21 protein-coding genes are annotated in these 24,098 nt (G+C 65.9%); 12 read left to right on the top strand and 9 right to left on the bottom strand.

What is annotated here, in order from left to right:
* The first annotated feature begins 48 nt into the window (after positions 1-48).
* Entirely contained in the window at positions 49-603 is a 555-nt protein-coding gene (locus tag NA12_RS01995) for a TetR family transcriptional regulator (RefSeq protein ID WP_067445353.1), read from the top strand.
* Between the two features lie 298 nt (positions 604-901).
* Positions 902-1,510, top strand: coding sequence for a GDSL-type esterase/lipase family protein (locus NA12_RS01990; protein ID WP_067445351.1), 609 nt, complete (start codon positions 902-904; stop codon positions 1,508-1,510).
* A 3-nt stretch (positions 1,511-1,513) separates the two neighbouring features.
* Here the strand turns inward: NA12_RS01990 and car are convergent, their stop codons facing one another.
* Complete coding sequence (gene car / locus NA12_RS01985) at positions 1,514-4,954, bottom strand: carboxylic acid reductase (protein WP_067445349.1); 3,441 nt, start codon at positions 4,952-4,954, stop codon at positions 1,514-1,516.
* On the bottom strand, positions 4,951-6,450 hold the full coding sequence (locus NA12_RS01980; RefSeq protein ID WP_067445347.1) for a carboxylesterase/lipase family protein: 1,500 nt from the start codon (positions 6,448-6,450) through the stop codon (positions 4,951-4,953). The genes car and NA12_RS01980 overlap by 4 nt, the downstream gene beginning before the upstream one ends.
* Positions 6,451-6,537: 87 nt before the next feature.
* Here NA12_RS01980 and NA12_RS01975 point away from each other — a divergent pair, with 87 nt between their 5' ends.
* From NA12_RS01975 to cydB, 3 genes are all read left to right on the top strand, one after another.
* Complete coding sequence (locus NA12_RS01975; protein WP_067447290.1) at positions 6,538-7,281, top strand: uracil-DNA glycosylase; 744 nt, start codon at positions 6,538-6,540, stop codon at positions 7,279-7,281.
* A gap of 251 nt (positions 7,282-7,532) precedes the next feature.
* On the top strand, positions 7,533-9,026 hold the full coding sequence (locus NA12_RS01970; RefSeq protein ID WP_067445345.1) for a cytochrome ubiquinol oxidase subunit I: 1,494 nt from the start codon (positions 7,533-7,535) through the stop codon (positions 9,024-9,026).
* A gap of 9 nt (positions 9,027-9,035) precedes the next feature.
* Positions 9,036-10,058, top strand: coding sequence for a cytochrome d ubiquinol oxidase subunit II (gene cydB, locus NA12_RS01965; RefSeq protein WP_067445343.1), 1,023 nt, complete (start codon positions 9,036-9,038; stop codon positions 10,056-10,058).
* An 86-nt stretch (positions 10,059-10,144) separates the two neighbouring features.
* Here the strand turns inward: cydB and NA12_RS01960 are convergent, their stop codons facing one another.
* Complete coding sequence (locus tag NA12_RS01960) at positions 10,145-10,723, bottom strand: TetR/AcrR family transcriptional regulator (protein WP_067445341.1); 579 nt, start codon at positions 10,721-10,723, stop codon at positions 10,145-10,147.
* A gap of 172 nt (positions 10,724-10,895) precedes the next feature.
* On the opposite strand from NA12_RS01960, the gene NA12_RS01955 reads away from it, so the two are divergent.
* The 6 genes from NA12_RS01955 (at position 10,896) to NA12_RS01930 (ending at position 18,096) form a co-directional block, all read left to right on the top strand.
* Positions 10,896-11,894, top strand: a complete 999-nt coding sequence (locus NA12_RS01955) for an alpha/beta fold hydrolase (protein WP_243654872.1) — start codon at positions 10,896-10,898, stop codon at positions 11,892-11,894.
* The gene (locus NA12_RS01950) at positions 11,891-12,763 is read left to right on the top strand and encodes a metal-dependent hydrolase (RefSeq protein ID WP_067445339.1); all 873 of its coding nucleotides are present in this window, start codon (positions 11,891-11,893) and stop codon (positions 12,761-12,763) included. The genes NA12_RS01955 and NA12_RS01950 overlap by 4 nt, the downstream gene beginning before the upstream one ends.
* A 30-nt stretch (positions 12,764-12,793) precedes the next feature.
* A complete protein-coding gene (locus NA12_RS01945) occupies positions 12,794-13,873 on the top strand; it encodes a PDR/VanB family oxidoreductase (RefSeq protein ID WP_084472296.1) in 1,080 nt (359 codons plus the stop codon).
* A 37-nt stretch (positions 13,874-13,910) separates the two neighbouring features.
* Positions 13,911-15,623, top strand: a complete 1,713-nt coding sequence (locus tag NA12_RS01940; RefSeq protein WP_067445335.1) for a phytoene desaturase family protein — start codon at positions 13,911-13,913, stop codon at positions 15,621-15,623.
* Between the two features lie 61 nt (positions 15,624-15,684).
* Positions 15,685-17,097 carry a WS/DGAT/MGAT family O-acyltransferase gene (locus NA12_RS01935; protein WP_067445333.1) on the top strand — a complete coding sequence of 471 codons (1,413 nt, stop codon included), beginning with the start codon at positions 15,685-15,687 and terminating at the stop codon, positions 17,095-17,097.
* Positions 17,098-17,142: 45 nt separating this feature from the next.
* Positions 17,143-18,096, top strand: coding sequence for an enoyl-CoA hydratase/isomerase family protein (locus tag NA12_RS01930; RefSeq protein ID WP_067445331.1), 954 nt, complete (start codon positions 17,143-17,145; stop codon positions 18,094-18,096).
* Positions 18,097-18,236: 140 nt separating this feature from the next.
* On the opposite strand, the gene NA12_RS32920 is transcribed toward NA12_RS01930, so the two are convergent.
* Together NA12_RS32920 and NA12_RS01925 are read right to left on the bottom strand one after the other, a co-directional pair.
* Complete coding sequence (locus tag NA12_RS32920; RefSeq protein ID WP_165914797.1) at positions 18,237-18,494, bottom strand: alkyl sulfatase C-terminal domain-containing protein; 258 nt, start codon at positions 18,492-18,494, stop codon at positions 18,237-18,239.
* Between the two features lie 523 nt (positions 18,495-19,017).
* On the bottom strand, positions 19,018-19,272 hold the full coding sequence (locus NA12_RS01925) for an IPT/TIG domain-containing protein (RefSeq protein ID WP_084472294.1): 255 nt from the start codon (positions 19,270-19,272) through the stop codon (positions 19,018-19,020).
* Between the two features lie 298 nt (positions 19,273-19,570).
* Here NA12_RS01925 and NA12_RS01920 point away from each other — a divergent pair, with 298 nt between their 5' ends.
* Positions 19,571-20,059: a class IV adenylate cyclase gene (locus NA12_RS01920; protein WP_067445327.1), complete on the top strand. Its 489-nt coding sequence runs from the start codon at positions 19,571-19,573 to the stop codon at positions 20,057-20,059.
* Positions 20,060-20,385: 326 nt separating this feature from the next.
* Here the strand turns inward: NA12_RS01920 and NA12_RS01915 are convergent, their stop codons facing one another.
* Genes NA12_RS01915 through NA12_RS01900 form a run of 4 tightly spaced genes read right to left on the bottom strand, consistent with a single transcriptional unit; the run spans position 20,386 to position 24,009 of the window.
* Entirely contained in the window at positions 20,386-21,357 is a 972-nt protein-coding gene (locus NA12_RS01915; RefSeq protein ID WP_067445325.1) for a glycine betaine ABC transporter substrate-binding protein, read from the bottom strand.
* Entirely contained in the window at positions 21,354-22,091 is a 738-nt protein-coding gene (locus tag NA12_RS01910) for an ABC transporter permease (RefSeq protein ID WP_067445323.1), read from the bottom strand. Before NA12_RS01910 ends, NA12_RS01915 begins: the two co-directional genes overlap by 4 nt.
* Positions 22,088-23,368 carry an ATP-binding cassette domain-containing protein gene (locus tag NA12_RS01905; RefSeq protein ID WP_067445321.1) on the bottom strand — a complete coding sequence of 427 codons (1,281 nt, stop codon included), beginning with the start codon at positions 23,366-23,368 and terminating at the stop codon, positions 22,088-22,090. Before NA12_RS01905 ends, NA12_RS01910 begins: the two co-directional genes overlap by 4 nt.
* Positions 23,368-24,009, bottom strand: coding sequence for an ABC transporter permease (locus tag NA12_RS01900; protein WP_067445319.1), 642 nt, complete (start codon positions 24,007-24,009; stop codon positions 23,368-23,370). The genes NA12_RS01905 and NA12_RS01900 overlap by 1 nt, the downstream gene beginning before the upstream one ends.
* Positions 24,010-24,098 lie beyond the last annotated feature (89 nt).

Here is a 24,098-nt window from a genome sequence, read left to right as displayed (position 1 = left end):
GACCATAGTTCCGAACCAGATGGTTCGGCAAGAGGTAGTATTCGGCCCATGCGGGCGGCAGGTCAGGCAACCAGGGAGCGAATACTCACCGCGGCGAAGGCGGAGTTCGCCGAATTCGGCATCGCCGGTGCCCGGATCAACCGCATCGCGGACGCCGCACACGCCAGCAAGGACCGGCTCTACGCCTACTTTCCCGGCAAGAACGAGCTCTACGAGGCCGTCACCGAACGCTGGACCACCGAGACCAGCAGCGAGGCCGCCCTGTCCGCCGACGACCTACCCGCCTACGCGGGTCGCCTGTTCGACCACTTCGTCGCCCACCCCGACAACGCCCGGCTCCAAGCCTGGTCCGAACTCGAACCGGCCGGCGATATTCCGCTGATTCTGCGCCGCACCATCGACGCGAAGATCGCCGAGCTGCGCCGTGGTCAGCACGAAGGCCTCGTGACCACCGAGATCCCCGCCCCGATCATGCTTCGCATGCTCACCGATCTGGCTCGCACCTCGGCCACCCACACGAGGACGGGGTCTACCGACGCCGGTCGCCTGGCGGCGCAGCGCGCGGCGGTGGTAGCGGCCGTGGCACGAATGGTCACCCCGTAGCAATCGGTTCGCTCCCCCACCTCGCGGCAGCCCCTTGCCTCTTTGCGTTTTTGAAGTACTTCGGTTGATTGGTCGGCTGCGACAGGTAGGTGAGCAATATATTTAGATGCGCATATCGCAATATCGCGATTTAAATTACCGATCTGGAACGACCTGTCGAGGATCATCAGCAGGTCGTTACCGGCACCGCCGCGATCAACGGAACGTTCAAACATCCTCTGCCCCTTAGCCTGTGCTCCCCCACCACCGAGCGGTCCGCCCATCGAGCCCCGCTCCCCCACCTCGTACAGTGGCCCGAATGAACGAGGATCTGCGCATCTGCTTCATCGGTGACTCCTTCGTCCAGGGCATCGGAGACCCGGAGTACCGGGGTTGGGTAGGCCGCGTCCTCACCGCGACCGGCCCCGGCATCACCGCGTTCAACCTGGGCATCCGGCGCAATACCTCCGCCGATGTCCTGCGCCGCTGCTGGCCGGAGGTCGAGCCGCGCCTCCGGCCCGACACCGACAATCGCCTGGTGATCTCGTTCGGCAGCAATGACGCGGTTGTCGAGAACGGCGACGTCCGGGTGGGCCGGGCCCGATGCCTCGACAACCTCGCGACGCTGCTGACCGAAAGCCGGGAGCGCGCGATCCATCCCCTGGTGATCGGCCCACCGCCGGTTGTCGACGCCGGCGCGGAGCACCTGCGTCGCACCGCGGAACTCGCCGACGACATGGCAGACCTCTGCGACGCACGCGAGGTGCCGTTCGTCGCCACCACAAGGCAATTGGCCGACGACCCGGTCTGGACCCGCGAAGCCGCGGCGGGCGACGGCGCCCACCCCGGCAGCGGCGGCTACCAGCGTTTGGCCGAGCTGATCCTCGAGAGCCGATGGCACGCGTGGATCGCCCGGCCCACCCTGTGAGGGTTAATCGAGGAGTCCCAGCCGGGTCAGATCGCGGACGTACTTGGCGATGAGATCTGCCGGTAGGTGCGGAATATCGTGGTCGGGACCGATCCGCGCGGCGCGGACGGCGGCGTGGAATCCGTCGGCCGGAAGTGCCGAACCCGGCAGCGGACGACCGGGGCGACGATAGGCGTGCAGTAGCGGGAGCAGGGTGTGTTTGCGCTGGGGTTCGGGAAGGGCCCGCAAGGCCGTCTCGAAGCGGGCGAACCATTCGTCGTAGCTGTCGATCCGGTCGATGTGGGCGCCCGCCTCGATCAGCCAGTCGACGAACACGTCGAGGGAGATTCCGTCGTCGTGCGGGTTCAGGACGTCGTAGGTCCGGTAGCCGCTCGTGGCCGTGACGCCGAGGGTGGTGATCGCCGTGGCGACGAAGTCGGCCGGGAGCCCGTCGTAGTGGGCGCGCTGTCGCCGCCCGTCGGAATCGGTGCGGTAGAACGACGTCGGCGCGAGACCGGTGACGAGCACGCTCAGCAACAGCCGGGTGAAGACGTCGGGCACATTGAGCTGGCCAGGGAAGTGGCTGTGCGCCAAGATCATGTCCGAGCGGAATACCGCCACGGGCAGGCCGAACCGCTCGGCCGCCTCGCGCAACAGCACCTCCCCCGCCCACTTGCTGTTGCCGTAGCCGTTGGCATAGGAACCGTCGAGGCGGCGGACCGGGCTCATGGTTCGCACGTCACCGTCCTCGGCGAAGGACTCCCCCTGTGCCGCGACGGCCACCGTCGACAGGTAGCTCACCGGCTTGCGTGTGCTCGTCAGCGCCAACCGGATCACCTCGGCGGTGCCGACGACGTTCGGCCCGAACAGCTGCGCGTAAGGAAGCACGTGGTTCACCAGCGCCGCGGAATGCACGATCAGATCGACCTCGGCGGCCAACCGGTCCCATGTCGGCTGCGGCAGACCGAGATTCGGTTCACCGATATCACCGGGCAGTACCTCCAGCGTGTTCTCGGCGAGACGCTGGAAGTGGGCGTCGAGCTCGCTGTCACTGCTGAACGCCGCGGTGAGACGCTCGCGCGCGGCCACCGCATCGCCGCCGCGAACCACGCAGATCACCGTGCCGCCACCCGGGGCCAGCCGCTCCAACCAGGTCAGCAGGAGGAACCGACCGAGGTAGCCGTTGGCGCCGGTGATCAATACCGTCCGCGCGGGAGCGGAGGCTGGCGTCCGCGCCACGGCACTGACATCGAAGAACTTCTCCAGGGTCAGATCCGCGGCGCGGATCTCGGTCGCGTCGACGCCGTGTATCGCATCGGAATCGGTTCTGCGCGTTCCGGGTTCGCGTTCACGCCGCACGTAGTCGGCGATGCGGGCCAGATCGCTGTCCGGTCCGAGCAGCACATTCACCGGTACCTCCACCGCGAGCAATTCCCGCAGCAGCGACGAATACGACAGGGCCGCCAGCGAATCGCCACCGAGATCGCCGAATCGGGCCTGCGGCCCCAGATCCGCCAGGTCACCGCCGAGCACTGCACAGGCGGCGCGGGCGACCGTCTCGTACACCGGCAGGCCGGGCGCGTCATGGCGCAACCGCCGCAGTTCGTCGTCCTGTCCCCGCGCGAGGTCGGCGTAGAGCTTCTCCAGCCGTGGCCCATAGCGCTGTTTCAGCTTCGGGCGCAACAATTTCCCGACTCCGGACAGTGTCGCGTCGGCCGTCGAGAACGGCTCGGTCTCGATGATGAAGTCACGCGGAATCTCGTACGGCTCCAGCTCGGCCGACACGGCGGCGCGGCGCAGCGACGAAGCCAGCGCGGCGCGCAACCCGCGGGCAGGTTCGGCGAGCGCAGCCTCGGTGGGTACCACCACCGCCAGCAGATAGGACCGTTCGCTGCTGCCGTACACATAGATCTGGCGCACCAGATCGGCGCCCGCGAACACCGCTTCCAGCCGCGACACTGTCACGAACTCGCCCTGCGACAGCTTGAGGACGTTGTTGCGACGGTCCACATAGGCCAACCGGTCCGGCGCCAGCTCGGCCACCACATCGCCGGTGCGACAGAAGCCGTCGGCGTCGAAGACCTCGGCGGTCACCTCGGGACGGCGGTAGTACCCGGCGATCATCGTGGTGGTCTTGAGCAGCAATTCACCGCGCGGATACGGCTTGTCGGTACCGAAATACCCGAGTTCGGGCACGTCGACCAGTTTGTAGTCCAGCACCGGCGGGCGCATCACCTTCGTATCGAAGATCACCCCGCCGCCGGTCTCGGTGGAGCCGTACCCGTCGTGCAGACGCAGCTGCAGCACCGACTCGACGAAGGCACGCACCTCGGGCGCGATCGGCGCGCTGCCGCACAGCGCCGACATCAGCCTGCCACCCAGGAACTGTTCGCGCAGTTCGGTTTTCACCGCGTCGGTCGCCGCCTCGCCACGCTCGGCGATCTCGTGGCGGAAGCGCTGCATGATCATGTCGCACACCCGCGGCACCAGGAAGATCTCGGTGGGCCGCACGAGCGTGATATCGGTGAACAAAGTGGACAGGTCCGGTGCCGCCGTGAAGTACGCGGTACCGCCGCGGGCGAGCACGCTGTTGAGGGTGAGCCGGGCCGCGATATGACTCATCGGCAGGAAGTTGACAGCGATCGCGGTGAGCGGGCGCGCGGGCTGCCACCCGACCGCGACCAGGCGCTGGGTGTACATCGCGCCCTTGGGTGTTCCGGTGCTGCCCGAGGTGTAGATCAGCAGGGCAAGGGGGTCCTCGCCGTCGGCGGGCACGCTCAGCGGCACCGGGTCGGCCAGACGGCCCCGTTCGATGGTGTGGTCGAGGGTATTCGGCACCAGCGACGATCCCCCGGCCCGCAGACGGGCGCGGGCCGCGTCCACGGCATCCCGGTGATCGTCATCGTCGGCGTGATGGTCGAACACGATCAGCGAACGTGGCGTGGCACCGGCCAGGATCGCGTCGACGGCGATGCCCAGGTGCGCGGTGTCGACCGCGAACACCGTCGGCTCGGTCTCGTCGAGGATCGAACGCAACTGTTCGAGGCCCGCGCCCGTCTGCAGCGGCACCGCGACCCCGCCGAGATGGATCGTGGCGAGATCGAGCACGGTGTAGTCGGCGCTGGTGAACCCGAGCACCGCAATGAAGTCCCCCGCGACGACGCCGTCACGATGCCAGGCCGCGGCGAGCGCGCGGGTGCGCTCCCATGCCTGCCCGTAGGTCAGTAACTCGAACTCCGGCAACAGCTTTCGAGTCGTTCTCCCGCCGGTCTCGACCAGTTCGGTGCGGCGGGTGCCGAGCGCGGGACGGTCGGCGTAGGCGGTCATGACGGTCTCGACGATGCGGGCCGTCGTCAGGCCGGGGGTTGTCACGAGGGCATGGACATCCGCGGGGGGACGGGCCGCACGGATCTGCTCGTCCTCGGCGTAGAGCCCCATGATGCGATCGGCGAGCTCCGCCCTCATGCTTCGCACTTCCGGATGCCCTGCCACGCTTCGCGTCGGGCGGACTCGGGGTCGACCAGCACGCGCGGCGGATAGTCGATAATGGCGGTGGTCCGGCGTTCGGCGGTGTAGGCGGTCCAGGGCGCGAGAGGTCGGCCCGTGCGGGCGAAGCTGAGCCAGTTGTCCTGGATGTGATCTTGGACCGCCAGGAACGCCCGCCTGCCGCCTGCCGCTGTCATCGCGCGGCCGACCGGTCCGTCGACCCAGCCGAAGACCGGCACGAGATCGAGCGCGTGGGTGGCGCCCAAGCCCGCCAGGTGCAGTGCGCGCGGGGCGTAGTCGTACCGGTACGCGTAGGTGGGGGCGTATTGGCTGTGGCCTTCGAGGACGGCCAGCGTCGGACGCAGGAACAGGTGGTCGCCGCCGATGCGCACCGCGGTCCGTGCGGCCGGATACCCGGTATACCGGCTGGTCACCGCCTGCTCTGTACCCGGCTCGTAGCGCTCGAAGATGGTTTTCAGCTGTGCGGGGGTGTGCGGCACCGACTTGGCGAAGCGCTGGAACAGCGTCGCCTCGTCGCGGTTGGTGCCGATGATCAACGGCACCGGGTGCGCGCGGCCCGCCCCGATCGCTTCCAAGGGTGTTTCCGGCAGGAAGTCGCCGTCCGCGACCGGGGCATAGGGGAAACTGCCCGGTTCCTCGCGCAGCTCCCGGCCGAGGGCACGGTCGCCCGCGCGGCACAACTGATTCGGCGACACGGTGTTCAGGACGTTCGCGGCATCGACGGGGGTGGCGCCGAGCCGATCCAGGCAGCGGCGGGCGAAACGCCGGGCCTCGTCCGGAGTCAGCGTCCAGTCCGCGGGGGCGCTCTGGGCGATCGCCCGATGGAACAGGCCGGCGGCGGCCGGTGTCGCCAGCAGACTGACCACCGCGTGCGCGCCCGCCGATTCACCGAAGATGGTGACGTTGTCCGGGTCGCCGCCGAACGCGACGATATTGCGGCGCACCCATTCCAGCGCCGCGACCTGATCACGCAGTCCGAGGTTGGATTCGAAAGGTCGCTCCGGCGTGGAGAATTCGCTGAAGTCGACATATCCGAGCGCGCCGAGGCGGTAGTTCACCGACACCACGATCACCTCGCCCCGCGCGGCCAACCGCGCGCCGGAGTACATGCTCGACGTGCCGATCAGATATCCGCCACCGTGGAAGAAGACCATGACCGGGCGGGGTGTCGACGAGGGCGTGACCGGTGCGGTCACATTCAGCGTCAGGCAGTTCTCCCCGGTGGGTTGCGAGGTTCGCGGGCCCACACGGGCACCGTTGGGGTTCTGCACCGCGGCGAACCCGAACTCGGTCGCGGATCGCACACCTGACCACGGTCGAACGGGCTGGGGAGCGCGCAAGCGCAACGCTCCGATGGGTGGGGCCGCGTAGGGCAGGGCACGCCAGCGGGCGATTCGACGACCCGCGCGACCGCGCACGACTCCGTCGGCGCTCACGATCTCGGTGGACAGCATCCCCCGAATGTACCTGGTACCGATGGTACCGCGCAGATGGTTTCGTCGGTGGACCGCCTCGCGGACATCGCCGACTAGACTGTGGCGATGACCGGCGCGGATCCGGAAGCAGCCCCGCGGGCGGCGCGAGACACTCCCGATCTCGCCGCACTCGACCGGCTGGTCTGCACCTGTCGCGCCTGCCCGCGACTCGTCGCCTGGCGTGAAGAAGTCGCTGTCGTCAAACGCGCGGCCTTTCGCCACGAAGAGTATTGGGGTCGACCGGTACCCGGCTTCGGGCCCGCCGACGCGCGCATTCTCGTGGTCGGCCTCGCTCCCGCCGCCCACGGCGGCAACCGGACCGGTCGCATGTTCACCGGCGACCCGAGCGGGGAGGTCCTGTTCGGCGCGCTGCACGCGGTCGGGCTGGCTACCGGCGCGCATCCGGTCAGCCGCGACGACGGCATCGAACTGATCGATACCCGGCTCACCGCGCCGGTGCATTGCGCCCCACCGGAGAACAAGCCGACGCCCGAGGAGCGGGAGCATTGCGCGCCATTTCTCAGCCGGGAATTGGAGTTGGTCCGCCCGACGCTTCGAGTGATCGTCGTTCTCGGCGCCTTCGACTGGCAGGCCCTGTTCACCGTGCTGTCGACAGGAGGCTGGAATGTGGCGCGTCCACGTCCCCGTTTCGCCCACGGCGCGCGAGTCGTCCTCACCCACCCCGACGGTCGATCGGTCACTGTGCTCGGCAGTTATCACGTGAGTCAGCGCAATACCGCCACCGGTCGGGTAACTCCCACGATGGTGGAAGAAGTCCTGCTGCGCGCGAAGACGATCGCCGAGTCCTGAACGGAATTCGCGACCTCGTCACCTAGGATCGAGCCGTGCTGACTGTGTCCATGATCGGCCATTTCGCGCGGGCCAGGTAATGAATTCGCTACCCGGGCGCCGCAATCTCGGTCGGCGGTCACCGCCCGGCAATTGATCTGATTCATCTCGAGACAGAACGCTTGCGCTAGACGCGTACGACATTCACCGAACGCGCGGTTCGGCGACAGTTCACTGCGATGGCAGGAGATCCGACGATGAGTTCGCTGGCAATGAGCACACTGGATGTCTCCCGATGGCAGTTCGGTATCACCACGGTCTACCACTTCATCTTCGTCCCGCTCACCATCGGGCTGGCACCGCTCGTCGCGGGAATGCAGACGGCGTGGGTGATCACCGGAAAAGAACACTGGTATCGACTCACCAAGTTCTTCGGAAAACTGTTCCTGATCAACTTCGCCATCGGTGTGGCCACCGGCATCGTGCAGGAGTTCCAATTCGGGATGAACTGGAGTGAATACTCCCGGTTCGTCGGCGACGTCTTCGGTGCGCCACTGGCATTCGAGGCGCTCGTCGCGTTCTTCCTGGAGTCGACATTCCTCGGATTGTGGATCTTCGGCTGGACTCGCCTACCCAAACTCGTTCACCTCGCCACGATCTGGCTCGTCGCGATCGGTGTCAACGCGTCGGCGTATTTCATCATCGCCGCCAACTCGTTCATGCAGCACCCGGTCGGCGCGAAATACAATCCCGAGACCGGACGCGCCGAGTTGGACAGCATCTGGGCGCTACTCACCAACAACACCACCCTCGCGGCGTTTCCCCACGTGGTCGCCGGCGCGTTCTTGACGGCAGCCACCTTCGTCGTCGGTATCGCGGGCTGGTTCATGGTGCGCAACGCGCGCAGTGGTGATGCCACCAAACGCGAGGAAGCCGCGATCATGTGGCGACCGGCGGCGCGGGCCGGTATGTGGGTGGTGGCCGCGTCGATCGTCGTGGTGGGTGTGACCGGCGACATCCAGGGCAAGATCATGTTCGAACAGCAACCGATGAAGATGGCATCGGCGGAATCGCTGTGCCACACCGAGACCGACCCCGATTTCTCGATCCTCACCGTCGGTACCCACAACAACTGCGACAGCGTCACACACCTGCTGGAAGTCCCGTACGTGCTGCCGTTCCTGGCGGAGGGCAAGTTCACCGGCGTCACCCTGCAGGGCGTGGAGGATCTACAGAAGTCCTACGTCGAGGACTACGGGCCCGGCAACTACCGGCCCAACCTGTTTGTCACCTACTGGGGTTTCCGCGCCATGATCGGTCTACTGGCCGGACCGGCGCTGTTGCTGCTCGCCGGTCTGTGGATGACGCGCGGTGGCCGAGTTCCGGACAAGCGCTGGTTCTCCTGGTTGTGTCTGATCGCCATCCCGACCCCGTTCCTGGCCAACAGCGCAGGCTGGGTCTTCACCGAGATGGGACGCCAGCCGTGGGTGGTGGTGCCGAATCTGACCGGCGACACGACCATTCGCATGACCGTGGCGCAAGGGGTCTCCGATCACGCACCGGGAACGGTGATCTTCTCCCTTGTCGTCTTCACACTGCTCTACGGTGCGCTGGCGGTGGTCTGGTATTACCTGATGCATCGCTACACCGTGGTCGGGCCCGAACCAGGGCCCACGGCATCCGACGACGAGTTCGGTCCCGATGACGATGGCGGTGGCGGCAGGCACCGCGCCGTCCCTGTCGAGCCGCTGTCCTTCGCATACTAGGAGACCACGATGAGTCTGCAGCAATTCTGGTTCGTGCTGGTCGCCGTGCTGTTCACCGGTTACTTCATCCTCGAGGGATTCGACTTCGGCGTCGGCATGCTGATGCCGATCCTGGGCAAGGGTTCGGATGTGCGCAGGCGCGTGGTGCTCAACACCATCGGCCCGGTCTGGGACGGCAACGAAGTCTGGCTGATCACCGCGGGCGGTGCGATGTTCGCGGCGTTTCCCGAGTGGTACGCGAGCTTGTTCTCCGGTTTCTATCTGGCCCTGCTGCTGTTGCTGGTCGCGTTGATCCTGCGGATCTGCGCGATCGAGTGGCGAGCGAAGATCAACTCACCGAAGTGGCGGGCGTGGTGTGACATCGGCATCGGGATCGGTTCGTGGATTCCGGCGCTGGCGTGGGGCTGGGTGTTCGCCAACCTCGTGCGCGGTGTGCCGCTGAACGAGAAGCACCAGGTCGTCGGATCGGTATGGGATCTGCTCAGCCCCTACGCGTTGCTCGGCGGGGCGACCACGGCCATCCTGTTCGCGCTGCACGGCGCGATCTTCCTGGCGCTCAAGACCGGTGGCGAAGTCCGCGACGATGCCCGCGCGTGCGTGCGGATCCTGTTCGTGCCCACGGTGGTGATCGTCGGCGGGTTCGGGCTGTGGACCCAACTCGCCTACGGCTCCGGCTGGACCTGGGCGGCCCTGGGCGCCGCGGTGCTCGGCCTGGTGGTCGCCGGTGGCGCCACCGCGGCGGCCCGTGACGGCTGGGCCTTCCTCGGCACCACCCTCACGATCGCCGCCGCCACCATCCTGCTGGTCGGCTCCCTCTACCCGAACGTGATGCCCTCTACGATCGACCCCGCGTTCGACCTGAACATCGACAACGCCTCCTCGAGCCGCTACACCCTGCAGGTGATGAGCTGGGCGGCGATTCTGTGCACCCCAGTGGTTTTGATCTATCAGGGCTGGACCTACTGGGTGTTCCGCAAGCGACTCACCGTCGAGCAGATCCCCGAACCGACCGGACTGCCGCTCTCGAAATAGGTTTCCCGGCAACAACATGGGGTTCAGGGCACCGGCCTGGAGGATGGGTGCGATCCCGCACTCCGGGTGTGCCACTGAATTCTTAGCTACCTGTGACTGCCGTTCAGATGGAAGGATACGAGTTCGGCAAGGTGTACGCCGATGTCGTCGAGCGGACGCACCGATCGCGACGAGATGGCAACGACGGCCGCGCCCTCGACCGCGCACACTGCAGTCATGGCGAGCGACCTGGCAGCGGACTCGTCCACGCCCGTGCGCACGAGTTGCTCGACAAGCAGATTCGTCCAGTCGTCGAACACCTCGGCAGCAACGGCTGGCGCCAATGGCGCTTCGGTGCCGCCGAGCGCGGCGGCGACGATGGGGCATCCGGCGGTGAAATCGCTGGATGCCAGCGTGTCTTTCCACATCTGGATGAACGCGGCGAGACTGGTGTTCGGGTTGTCGCCCGCGGTGAACCCGCCGATGATCGAGCTCATCATCGCGCCCGCTGCCCGCGTGGATTCCTCGACCAGTTCCGCCTTCCCACCAGGGAAGTTCTGATAGATCGAACGCCGCGCAGTATCGCTACGGGCCAGCAGATCAGTAATTCCGGTACCGGCGACGCCACGCTCACGTATGAGCGCGATCGCACCGGTGATGAGCCGTTCACGGGGACTCGGTGTCACGGCGTTCCATTCTCTCGTCGAGCGACCGCCTCTTGCGGTAGCACGATCAGTCTACTATCGTTGCACGAAAGGTGTGACTGATAGTTGCACATACATGTTCCGAGGCCCCGCCATCTCCCGGGATCGTCATCCGCGGCGGCTGTTTCGATGACACCTCTGTGAAGGACCTCGCATGACACCAGTGAATCTGTCTTCGCGTCGCGCCGCGCCCACGACCGAACCTGGTCATCAGACAGGCTCCCGGGCGTTGATGACCGGCCGCGTGCCGACACGCTTCGTCGAGGCCTCGGACGGGGTGCGCCTAGCGGTGCACGAGCAGGGAAATCCGGACGCACCAACAGTGTTGTGCGTGCACGGATTTCCCGACGATCACCAGGTCTGGGTCGGCATAGCAAGTGAGCTCGAGTCGACACTGCACGTGGTGACCTACGACGTGCGGGGTTCGGGTGGATCCGGAAAGCCGAAACAAATCAGGGACTACCGCCTCGACCAGCTCGCCGACGACATCGGCCGGGTCATCGATGCGGTCTCACCGGCGCGCCCGGTGCACCTGCTCGCGCACGACTGGGGCTCGGTGCAAGCCTGGCACGCCAGCACCGATCCGGCACAGCGCTACCGCATCGCGTCGCTGACCTCGGTCTCCGGGCCGTGCCTTGATCACGTGCCGTTCTGGATCAAGTCCCGCCTCGCTGCCGGACCCCGCGGCTGGACAGACGTGCTCGGCATGTGGAAGTCCCCGTTCTACATGGGATTCTTCCAGCTCCCCTGGCTGGCTCCGCTGGTGTGCCGACTCGGTCTGGTCGATGCCGCCATCGCGCTGGCCTCACGCCTGGAAGTCGGGGCTCCTCCCGCGGATGCTTCCGCGCATCGTGCCCGCGACAACCGTGCCGGGCTGAAGATCTACACCGCCAACCTGCTCCCGCGCCTGCTTCGCCCCGAACAACGCACCACCGATCGACCGGTTCAGGTACTGACACCACACCGCGACATCTTCATCACCCCGGCCAGCCAGACCGATATCGGTCGATGGGCCGCCGATTCGGCTATCCATGCGATCGACGGCGGGCACTGGGCGCCCTTGTTCAATCCGACAGCGGTGGCCGACCTCGTTCGAACCTTCGTCAGCGAACACGACGCGAAGACCACCGACACGAACGGAGAAATCCGATGACCGCCCACACCGACATCGATAAGGTCGCGCTCGCCGCGCGCGACATGACCTGGGACTGGACCGGGTTGCCGATGCACTACTTCGACGGCAATCCGTTCGCTACGCACCTGGCCAACGGCATGAACATGCTCCTGCCCGAGGGCGAAGTGTTCTTCGTCGAGGTCTTCCGAAAAGCGTTGCCGCTGATCAAGGATGCCGCTGTCCGGGAGGACGTGATCGGGTTCATCGGCCAGGAAGCTACCCACTCCGCGGCCCATCAGTCTCTGCTCGAATACCTCGATGCCGAGGGACTCGATACCGAACCGTTCGTCGAACAGATCCGGTGGCTGTTCACGGCTCTGCTCGGCGACCGCGACCTGACCGGCCGCAAAGCCCATTCCTGGCTCCTGGAACGCGTCGCCATCGTCGCCGCCCTCGAACACTTCACGTCCTACCTCGGTGACTGGGGACTCAACGCCCACGGCTGGGACGACGCGCTCGATCCCAGGGTGCTCGACCTGTTCCGCTGGCACCTGGCCGAAGAGGTCGAACACCGACACGTCGCGTTCGATCTGTTCACCCATCTCGACGGCCGCTATCTGCGCCGGGTGCGCACATGGATACTCCTCGCACCGGCCCTCACCGTCTTGTGGGTCCGCGGCATCCGTTACATGATGTCGGTGGACCCCGCCCTCGACGGCGGCAACCGGCGGATCGAGCTCCGCAGTGTGCGCACGGTGATGCGCAAGGGCCTGATGCCGGGACCTTGGAGCCTGACGAAGATGTTCTTCGAGTACTTCCGGCCCGGGTACCACCCCTCCGAGTACGGCTCGACCAGCCAAGCGGTCGCCTACCTCGCCGCCTCCCCGGCGGCCCGTGCCGGTGCCTGAAATGCGAATCGCGCGATGGGGAGTCCCCTCATGACCGAAACCCGATCGCCGGTCCCGCCGTCACTGCACCGACCGGGTAGGCGGGATCGGCTCCTGACCGCAGCACGGTTCGCGGTGCGTGGATACGTCGCGGCAACCAGCCGGATGCGCATCATCGAACCCACCGAGGTCGACCGGGTGCTGCGTCTGGTTGTGGCTGACACACGTTCCGAAGCCGCCGGTGTGCGCAGCCTGCGTCTAGCGGCCGCGGACGGGTCCGACCTGCCGCCATGGCATCCGGGCGCACACATCGATCTGACTCTGCCTTCGGGCAAGGTTCGCCAGTACTCCCTCTGCGGCGACCACACTGATCGGCGGAACTACCGGATCGCGATCCGGCGCCTACCCGACGGAGGTGGCGGGTCGATCGAGATCCACGATCGACTCCTCGTCGGCGCTCGAGTCACCGCCGCAGGCCCGCGCAACGCTTTTCCTTTCGCGTACCCGCACCTGGCACGGGCCGACATCTCCCGAGTGGTGTTCCTCGCCGCGGGAATCGGCATCACGGCGATTCTGCCCATGGTGCGCGCGGCCGCGGCATCGGGCGTCGATTGGCATTTGACCTACCTCGGCCGTGACACGGCGACCATGCCATTCCTCGACGAGATCGGCGAATTCGATCCCGATCGGGTCCGGACCCTCACCGGTCAACGCCGGACAGCCGCGGAGCTGCTGGCACACGCCGGGCCGCGCACGTCGGTCTACTTCTGCGGACCGCCCGGACTCCTCGCTGATATTCGGACCGAATTCGACCGAACGGGGGCAGCCGGCCTTCATTTCGAGAGGTTCGGCCCCGAACCTGTTGCCGGTGGTCAGCCGTTCGACATTCGTCTTGCCCGCACCACCGCATCGATCCACGTCGCCGCGGACGTATCCGCCCTCGCTGCCGTGCGGGGCGCGGTGCCCGACGTGGCGTACTCGTGCCAACAGGGGTTCTGCGGCACCTGCCGAGTACGGGTCGTCTCCGGTGATGTCGAACGCCGCGGACGATCACCGTTCCTGGATGAACCCGACACGATGCTCATCTGCACCGATCGCGCTAAGTCCGCACAACTGACCATCGACCTGTAATTCGCCCGGCGCGAGAGACAGTACAAGGAGCAAAAGCATGCAGGACTGGGATGTCATCGTGGTCGGTAGTGGCATGGGCGGCATGACCGCGGCCGCGTACCTCACCGCCAACGGGCGCCGCACGCTCGTGCTGGAACAGGGCGACGTGCTCGGCGGATCGACGCACGTATTCCGCCGCAAGGGCTACGAATTCGAAGTAGGCGTGCACTATCTCGGCGACTGCGGCCGCCCCGAGGGCAATATCCCCACCATCCTGCGCGGTGTCGGCGCCGACAAGCACATCGAGTTCCGCGAAATCGATCCCGACGGATTCGACGTACTGACCTATCCGTCGGTGACCTTCAAGGTGCCACGCGGCTGGGACAACTACCGCGACCGACTACTCGAGACCTTCCCCGACGATGCCGCGGCGCTGCGCCGCTACCTGCGCATCATCCGCAAGTTGGCCGACGCGGTCGACCGCGCCACAACTCCCGCATCCTTGCGTGGTCAGGCAGCTTTCCTTCTGCGGGCCGGATGGGCGGCGCCGTTCGCGATGGTGCCTCTGTCGCGGCTGCTCGACCTTTGCGGCGTCGGGCCCGCCCCGCGTCCGGTGTTGTGCGGGCAAACACCGGCCTACGCCGCTCCGGCCGACCGGGCACCGGCGATCGTGCAAGCCGGTTACCTGAAGAATTACGTCGAGGGCGGCGCCTACTTCCCGATCGGCGGCGGCCAGGTGCTCTCGGCCACGATGGCCGAGGTCGTGCGCGCCAACGGCGGCGACTTCCGGCTCAACGCCCGGGTGGCCGAGATCGTTGTCGAGGGCGGTCGGGTGCGCGGCGTCCGGCTCGCCGACGGCGAATTCATCACCGCGCCGGTCGTAGTGTCCAACGCCGATCTCAAGCGCACCTACCTGGAGCTGCTCGACCCGGCCGTCGTGTCCCCGGTCAAACGGAAACTGGTGTCGAGCTACACGATGGCGTGGCCGCTGTTCAACACCTACCTCGGCCTCGACATCGACCTGTCCGAGACGATGACCAGCGCACAGATCTGGAAGTTCAGCGCTGACGCCGATTTCGGCCCGATGCGCAAGATAGCCAACTGGCAAGCCGCGGGCGGGGACCGCGAGCGCTGGCTGCGCCTCATCGGTGACAATGCCGCCGCGATGATCCACATCGCCACCAACAAGGACACGGTCACGGCGCTGGCTCCCGTCGGCCATTCCGTCGTCGAGATCATGACCTACCTGCCGCCGGACCACGATCTGTGGGGCCTGAGCACAGGCGGTCCCGTGCACGGCGAGAACTACCGCGCCAACCCCGACTATCTCGCTGTCAAAGAAGCGATCACCGAGACCCTGATCGATCTGGCGGGTGAGGTCATCCCGAACCTGCGCGAACACATCGTGTGGCAGGAAGCGGCCACTCCTATCACCCAGGAGCGCTACACCCACTCCACCGCGGGTGGCTCCTACGGCATCGAGATGAACCTGCGGCAAGTCGGTCCGCTGCGCCCCGGACCGAAAACCGACATCTCCGGGCTCTATCTCGCCGGCGCGAGCCTGAGCTGGGGTCCCGGGGTAGAAGGCGTCATGCTCTCCGGCGTCGGTGCCGCGGGCGCGGTGCTGCGACGCGACCTGTTCACCGCGATTCGCAAGGGCACCGTCTTCGGCTCCGCCGACCAGATCCCCGAGCACGGCGGCGACTGGGATCCACTCGCCGTCGCCACCGACACCATTCCCCGCGGCCAGAAGGCCCGCACCACACGCTGATCGCGAGATCCGCGCAACGAACCTCGCTCGCCCCAGAATTCTCGCCGGAGGTCACCACCCCATGCCCACGAGTACGTTGAACCCCATCGATGTCGCATTTCTGTGGGGTGAATCCGACTCCAATCTGATGAACATCGCGCACCTGGACATCTTCCGGCTGCCACCGGAGGCAGGTCCGGATTTCGTCTCGGACCTGGTCGACGATCTGCGCACCTACACGGGCGCGACCAGCCCTTTCGACCGCCGCCTCGACTCCGCCGTGATCTCTCGCGCGCTGCCGAGATGGGTCAGCATCGACACGCCGGATCTCGACTACCACCTCCGACGTCACGTGCTGCCCGCGCCCGGCGGTCAGCGTGAGCTCGGCGACTTGGTCTCGCGCCTGCACGGCATACCGATGGATCGGTCGCACCCACTGTGGCAGCTGCATGTCATCGAGGGTCTCGACGACGGTCGCCTAGCGCTGTATATCAAGGGTCACCACGCCCTGCTCGACGGCGTTGCCACCGTGCGGCTCGCGCGCAAGGTGATGTCGAACGATCCCGACGAGCGCGGAAGACCCGCGATCTGGGCCTACCAGAATTCCGGGAAGCGCCGCACGCGTCGCGACCCGGAAGCGCCGGGCGCGAGTCTGCCCGCGATCTCGTCGCTGTTGCGACTGCTGAACACTCCGATTCGCGGGGTCACCGATCAGCTCACGGGTTTGCAGGCGATCTCACGCATGTACGGCGGACTGACCGAAACCGATGCCGCCCTGATCAAGCCGTACACCGCACCGCCGTCGATCCTCAACGGCCCGATCACCGCCGAACGCCGGATCGCCACGCAATCGTTCGACATGAACCGGATCAGTATCCTGGCGCAGCGCTGCGGAGGCACGATCAACGACGTCATCGTGGCGATCTGCGCGGGCGGATTGCGCCGCTACCTCGCCGAAATCGGCGAGCTACCCAAGGACTCACTGATCGCGGGCATGCCGATGTCGTTTCGCCCCAAAGACAGCGACGATGCCGAGGGCAACGCGACAACCATGGCGCTGGCCACCCTCGCCACCGACATCGACGATGTGCGAGAACGGGTTTCGGCGATCGTCGCGTCCACGGTCGAAGCCAAGGCGCACATGAGCCGGATGTCGAGCGCCGCGGTCATGGCGTATACGGCGATGCTCATGGCGCCCTTCGGGGCGAGCCTGGTTCTCGGTGTGAGCAGTCGGATCACACCGATGTTCAACGTCATCATCTCCAACATGCCGGGACCGAGCGAGCAGTTGCATTACAACGGTATGGCTTTGGAAGAGTGGCACGCGGTGTCGATCCCGCTCGATGGTCAGGCACTCAACATTACGATCCTGTCGTACGCGAACCGTCTCAATCTGTGCGTGACCGCCTGCGCGACCTCGCTGCCTCACGTCCAACGGGTCGCACCGTACTGCGCAGACGCGCTGGCCGAGCTGGAACGTGCCTATCTGCAGTAGCGACAACCTCAGCGCCCATCAGCTTCACAGTCGAAAGGCACTCGCATGCAGTTTCTTCGCACAGACCGGCACGGTCCGGTCCAAACCATCTGGTTGAACAACCCGCCCTACAACTTCCTCACCGATGCCGTCATGGGCGAATTGCTCGACCTCCTTCGCGACATCGACCGCGACGACGAAGTCCGCGCTGTCGTGCTCACCAGCGCCGTCGATGATGTCTTCGTCAGCCACTACTCGGTGTCGGAGATTTTGGACGGCGTCGAAGCCGCACCGGTAGCCCTGAACTCACGGACAGCAGGCGCCGCGCTGCGGATGAGTACGCTGGCCGACCACGTCCCCGGCGGGCAGGCGGGCCTGGCCCGTGCCGGTGCCGGCGGTGTCGCGAACCTGCGTCGCTATCACGAGGTGTGCCGACTGATGCGGGAGTCGAGCACCGTGTTCATTGCCGCGCTCAACGGCCGTGCACTCGGCGGCGGTTGCGAGCTGTCGCTGGCCTGCGATCTACGTCTGATGGCCGATGGCCCCTTCGAAATCGGGCAACCTGAAATCCTGGTCGGCATCATCCCCGGCGGCGGCGGCACACAGATGTTGACTCGGGTGCTCGGTGCGGGTCGAGCACTGGAACTGTGTCTCGAGGGGGCTCCGATCACCCCGAGCCGGGCACTCGAGATCGGACTCGTACACAGATTGATCGATCCCGACGAGCTGCTGACCGAAGCGCAGACAACTGCCGCAAGGTTGGCCAAGCGCTCCCCCACCGCGGTCCGCGGCATCAAACATGCTGTCTACCAAGGTGGTTCGACATCCTTGGAGAAGGGCCTGCACATCGAACGCGCCCAGTTCCTCACCGCGGCGTCCACACCGTCGGCGAAACGAGCGATGGCGACCTACCTCGCCGACGTCGAATCAACGATCGACGCGGGCCGCGACATGTCCGACTTCGTCGCGGACAGTCTGCCGGGTTGGATCGACGGTACGAAGGTCGACTTCACCGAGTAGCGAAGCGTCCGTCCCGCAGCCCCCGCGGCGGATCCGCATCGTCCACTGTTCCGCGACCTCGGTGAAGTCCAGGTTGCTTCAATGGTGGAGATGCTTGGAGATCGGCGAGCCTGCAGAGGCACAGCCGCCCCGGTGGATCGTCATGGGGTGGACAGGTTGAAGTTCTGGTCGAAGGTATCGATGATTTCCACCAGCTCGTCCAAAACCGCGCGGTCACCCTCGACCGTGACGCCGGGGCTCTGAATCAACTCGGCCGCGCGGGTCGTTGCAGGAGTAATCCGGCGAGCAGTGGCTTGGGACCGGCGATCTGCAAGCGGGCATTGCGGGTGTGCTGGGAGCGCGCGTTGAGGACACCCCTGACGGGCCGGGTGCTCCGGCCGGTCCGATGCACTGGCCATGCGACGCATCGGACCGCCACCGGATCAAGTCAGCTAAACGGCCACGGGAAAGGCGGATGGCCCGAGGACTGGCCAGTGAGGAACGATGTGAACAACTGCCACAACAGGTCGAACGCAACAGAGCTCATCGGTAACCCCTCGTGTCGACACGGTTTCGATCACCAAACACCGCATCTGGCGGCCGATCGACAGTAGCCAACTGAACCGTTCACAGTCAGTCGCCACACCTCGTAAGGGCGGTTTTCAATGTGGTGGGCACAGCGGCAGACCGGCCCGGCATTGTCGACTCAACGCTGTTCCACCTCCCGGAGAGTGCGTATTTTGACGGCCAAGGGCATGCGCGTCGAGTTCGCCAAAAGGTGTACTGGTCCATGGTCGCGACCCTGATCTAGACGACGCGCACGCTGCCGCTGACCACTGTTGGCCACATCCCATGCCCGCTGTCCGTTCAACCTACGACCGCAACACGGCGCGATCCGTCGGCACGCGGTTGCCCCACCGACGGATCGCGCCACACCCGTGGTCAGACGTAAGTGAAGGGCAATGCGTTGCTGGTGCCGTTCAGTTCCACTGTGACAGTGACATCCACCGTGCCTGTCCCCGTCGGGGAGATGGCCGTGATCTGGGTGTCGGAGTCGATGGTGAACGTGGTCGCCGTCGCACCGAACCGGACCGTCAAAGGACCGACGTCGGCGAACCCGGATCCGGTGATCACCACAGTGCTGAATGTCGTCGCTGGGCCGGAATTGGGTGTGAGGGTTGTGAGAACTGCTGCCATGGTTCGACTCCAAGTCGAAGAAGTGAAAGATGTTGTCTTGCAACGGATATCGATCTTGTAGTGATATCAGTCACATTCAGTAGGCCTCCCGCGTCAGTGCCTCGTCAAGCGATCCGGAGTACGGTTTCATCACGGTTTCGAACTGGCGATTCGCGGCGTATTTGCGGAGATTCACCCGCGACGAGCCGGGGGCCCAACACCTACTAGGCCGTCACAATCAGCTGATCCCTGAGCCCGGTCAGCTGAATGCCGTGGCGACGCAAACCGCGCCCGGGTGTCAGCAAAGACCACTACCGCGATGACCATCGACCGCCAGATCCTGGACAAAGGCGGCCACAAGCTCGGCGAGCGGTTCATGCGCCGCTACGTCTACGACGTCGCCCCCGGGGTCGACGGCAAGTGGATCAGGTTGCGCGACAATGGAAGTCGCACCACGCTCGCGGTCAAAGAGATCACCAGCGATGCCATCGACGGCACACACGAGGTGGAGGTGAGTGTCGATGACTTCGCCGCTACCAACTCCCTGCTCGAGATGATGGGATTCTCTGCGAAGTCGTACCAGGAAACCAAGCGGACCAGTTACACCCTCGACGGCGCAGATCTCGAACTCGATACCTGGCCCGGTATCCCTCCGTATCTCGAGATCGAGGCTGCAACCAAGGCCGATGTCGTCCGTGTCGCCGAACTGCTCGGCTATACCGAAGCAGATCTCACCGGCGAGAACACGATCAAGATCTACGCACGCCACGGAATCGACCTCAACACGATACGAGAACTGCGCTTCTGAGGGCGGCTCCCGCATCCCGCTCCGAAGCCTACGAAGAGCACAACCACGAAAGGCCCGGTCGCTCATGACAGCGTCCGGGGCCTACGAGACGCGAAGCGGCCCAGCAAGACTTCCTACTGGGCCGCTTCCGCGTGAATTTTATAGTGGGAGAGTAATTCTCGGCGGTTTCGGCACCGTTGCTGAAGTACCGGCCGATATCGAAAGGCGTCAGTTCGTCTGCCCGGACTTCGGTCAGCTCGACCGTACCGTTCGTATACGGGCCACTCTGGGCAAGGTCAATATTGAGCACCTCGGTAGCGCAGCCCTCTCCGCGACGAGCACGACGTTCAGTCGATCAGGTTCACGCTTTTCAGCCAGTCGTAGGCGACGTCGGCGGGGTCTTGTCCGTCGATGTCCACGCGGCCGTTGAGTTCTCGCATCAGGTCGTCGGTCAGCAGTTCGGAGATCGTGCCGAGGAGTTCGCGTAGTTCGGGGTGCGCGGCGAGGACGGGGCCGCGAACGACCGCGGTGCCGCTGTAGGGGAGGAAGAACTTCTTGTCGTCGTCCAGGACGACCAGGTTCAGGTTCTTGACGCGGCCGTCGGTGGTGTAGACCATGCCGAAATGGCAGGGCTCGCCTTTGGCGGTCGCGGTGTAGACGACGCCGGCGTCCATCCGGGTGACGTTGTCCACGGGGACGCCGTTGGGATCGTTGTAGGGAATGCCGTACTTCTGCAGCATCGGAATGAAACCGTCCGAGCGACTGAAGAATTCGTCGTCGACACAGAACGTCCGTTCGGCGACAGGCAGGGCGGCCACATCCGAGAGGGTCCGCACACCGAGTCGCTGGGCGGTGGGTGTCGACGCACCGAACGCGTAGGTGTCGTTGAAATTGGCCGGGGGCAGCCATTCCAGGTCGTAGTCACGCTTTTCGACATCGTGCACCCGCTGCCAGAGCTCCTGCGGGTCCACGATCGTCTCGGTCTCGTTGTGGTAGTTGACCCAGCCGGTGCCGGTGTATTCCCACAGCACATCGGCGTCGCCGTTGAGCTGGGCCTGCCGCGACGACGCCGACCCCGGCGCACCGGTCAGATCGGTGACCGAGGCGCCCGCCGCGGCCAGATAGGTCGCGGTGATCTTGCCGAGCAGCACTCCCTCGGTGAAGCTCTTCGAGGTGACGGTCAGGTCGGCTCCCGCCAGCGGACGTTCGCCGCCGGGCAGGCTCGCCTCGTGGAAGGTGCCCGACGAACTCACCAGGCCACACCCCACGAGCAACGACATCGTCGCGACCAGCGCGGACAGCAACGGGACTCGCCTCATGAGACACCTCGTGGGGTCGCGGCCAGTTCGACGAGTCGGCCGAGCCAATCGATGATCAACGCCAGCAGACCGACGAGCACGGCCCCGGAGATGAGCAGCTTGGGCAGGAACAGGGTGACACCGGTCGTGATCAGGGTGCCCAGGCTCGTCGCACCGATGAAGGTACTCAAGGTCGCCGTACCGACCAGGATCACCAGCGCGGTGCGAACGCCGTTGAGGATCACAGGAACGGCTAGCGGCAACTCCACCTGCACCAGGGTCCGGGCGGCCGAGAAGCCGATGCCGCGCGCGGCCTCGATGGTGCGGTGATCCACCTGCCGCAACCCGACGATCGTGTTCTGCAGGATCGGCAGGATCGCGTAGACGACCAGACCGACGACCGCCGTGCGGAACCCGGTGCCGAGCCAGAAGGTGAACAGCACGAGCAGCCCGACGGCGGGCGCGGCCTGACCGACATTGGCGATGTTCACGGCGACCGGCTCGAGCCGCTGCAACGCGGGCCTGGTCAGTGCGATCCCGAGGGGAATCGCGACGACCACCACGATCAGCGTGGCCACCACCGTGAGCCGGATGTGCGCGAGGATCGTGGTCTGCAGATTGGCCCAGCCGAGCGAGGCCTGTTCGGTCGCGGTGAACGTCGATCCCTGATACCAGAGCACGTACCCGATGCCGATCACCACGATGATGAGCGGCTCGAACCACACGTCGATCGGGACCCGGCGCACTCGGTTCATGCCGGTCCGGCCGATCCGGGTTCGTCGGCGGCGGCGACGATCGGGGTGGGGGTGGGATCGGAACCGTCGACATAGGTTTCGTAGGACAGGTCCTCGACCGCGGCGTGCCCTTCGGCGAGCTTGGTCTGGATCACATCGGTCACCGAACCGATGCTCAGGGAACCCACGACGGCGCCGCGACCGTCGGTGACCAGGGTGGCGCCCTGACTGGCGGCCAGCATGGCGTCGAGCGCGTCGTTGAGCGTCGAGGACTGCGCGACGACGGGCAGCCGACGATCCAGGTAGTCCGAGACCTCCGGTTTGCTCGCCACTTCCGGCAGCGAGGGCCACGACCTCGGCCGCCCCGACTCGTCCACGACCACCACCCAGGTGTGTCCCGCGGCTTTCGCCCGCCCGATCACGACCTGCGAGGATTCCCCGATGCGGGCGGTGGTCACCGGGTCGACCTCCACGTCGCGGACCCGAGACACCGTGAGATAGGCCAGTTTCGCGCCCGATCCGACGAATTCCTCCACGAACGGCGTCGCCGGATCGGTGAGGATCCGCTCCGGCGTCGCGTACTGCTCGACGTGCCCGCCCTCGGACAGGATCAGCACCTTGTCGCCGAGTTTGGTCGCTTCCTCGAAATCGTGGGTGACGATCACGATCGTCTTGCCGAGTTCGTGCTGGATCGCGATCAGACTGTCCTGCAGGCGAACCCGGGTGATGGGGTCGACCGCGCCGAACGGCTCGTCCATCAGCAGCACCGGCGGGTCGGCCGCCAGCGCCCTGGCGACGCCGACGCGCTGCTGCTGGCCGCCGGACATGTCCTTGGGCAGCCGATCGGCGAACGTCGCGGGGTCGAGACCGACCAGATCCAGCAGGTATTCGGTGCGTTCGGCGATGCGCTTCTTGTCCCAGCCGAGCACCCGAGGGATCGCACCGATGTTCTTGGCGACCGACCAGTGCGGGAACAGGCCACCCGACTGGATGACGTAGCCGATCGACTGTCGCAACTTGTCGGGATCCTCCCGGGTCACATCGCGTCCGCCGATGAAGATCCGGCCCTCGGTCGGTTCGATCAGCCGGTTGATCATCTTGAGCGTTGTCGTCTTACCGCAGCCCGACGGCCCCACGAACGCGACGATATCGCCGGCCTCGATCTCGAGGTCCAGACGTTCGACAGCGGGGGTGTCCTGCCCCTTGTACTGCTTGACGACCCCGTCCAGGGTGATGGAATCACCGGTCACATTGCGCGGCGGCGCCGACGGTGCGGGCTGGCTGGTCACATCGGTCATCACAGTCCCTTGGCAATCGTGAGGCGTCCGAGCAGGACGAGGAGCGCGTCGAAGACCAACGCGATGGCAACGATGAGAATGGTTCCGGTGAGCGCCATTTCGAGCGCGTTGGCGCCGCCGAGGCGGGACAGGCCGTTGAAGATCAGCGAGCCGAGGCCGGGCCCGAGGACGTAGGCCACGATCGCGGCGACACCCACGATCATCTGGGTCGACACCCTGATCCCGGTGAGAATCACCGGCCACGCGATCGGCAGCTCGACGGTGAGCAGGATCCGCCACCGCGAGAGTCCGATGCCGCGCGCGGATTCGACGACCGTGGCAGGCACCGACCGCAGCCCGACGATCGCGTTACCGATCACCGGCAGGGCCGCGAAGAACGCCAGCATGATGAACGACGGCACCACACCGAGGCCGAACGGAACCAGCAGCAACGCCAGCAGCGCCAGCGAGGGAATCGTCAGGGCGACCCGGCTCGAGGTCAGCGTCAGTGCCGACGCCAGCGGCAACCGATACACCGACACGGCCACGAGGATCGCGACGACCGTGCCGACCAGCACCGTCTGGAAGGCCAGCGACGCGTGCTGATAGGTGAGGAAGGTCAGGACCTCGCCTCGATCCTGGACATAGCTCCACAAATTCACGGCATTCCCATCCTCGGACTGGGCCAGTGGGTAGCTGTTCGCGGGTGATCAACGGTCGAATGTGCCGTCGCAGGATAGTCCACGCGGGG

This window comes from Nocardia alba NBRC 108234 (genome assembly GCF_001612665.1).
GTDB classification, from domain to species: domain Bacteria; phylum Actinomycetota; class Actinomycetes; order Mycobacteriales; family Mycobacteriaceae; genus Nocardia; species Nocardia alba.
This window is presented reverse-complemented; position numbering and strand designations above follow the sequence as displayed.